A 453-nucleotide genomic window follows, 5' to 3' on the forward strand; every position below is an offset into this window, starting at 1 on the left:
ATAGAAGCCAGTGCCGCCCAGGAAGCCGTCGATGTGTTGCTCTCGCTGGAAAATGAACCCGTGCTGGTAAATGGCTGGATTGACAAGCATATGAATCCGGAACTGGTCAATCGCATGAAGCAAACCATTCGGGCAAGACGAAAGCGCCATTTTAATGCGGAACACCAGCATACGCGCAAAAAATCGATCGATCTGGAATTTATTGTCTGGCAACGTCTGGCTGGTCTTGCGCAGCGTCGCGGTAAAACGCTTTCTGAAACGATTGTTCAGCTGATTGAAGATGCGGAAAACAAAGAGAAATACGCGAATAAAATGTCTTCTCTGAAGCAGGATCTGCAGGCATTGCTGGGTAAGGAATAACTGACGAAAGTCAGTTCAATTTACTAAAGGCAAAAAAAACCCCGCAGCAGCGGGGTTTTTCTACCAGACGAGAACTTAAGCCTGCGGCTGAGT

General features: G+C 47.7%; 1 protein-coding gene. It reads left to right on the forward strand.

Translation table 11 applies throughout. The features are described 5' to 3' along the window. Positions 1-360: macrodomain Ter protein MatP (gene matP, locus C1I92_RS35930; protein ID WP_111258843.1), on the forward strand; the 360-nt coding region annotated here is incomplete at its 5' end. Positions 361-453: the final 93 nt, after the last annotated feature.

The organism is Jiangella anatolica (assembly GCF_003236295.1).
Lineage (GTDB): Bacteria > Actinomycetota > Actinomycetes > Jiangellales > Jiangellaceae > Jiangella > Jiangella anatolica.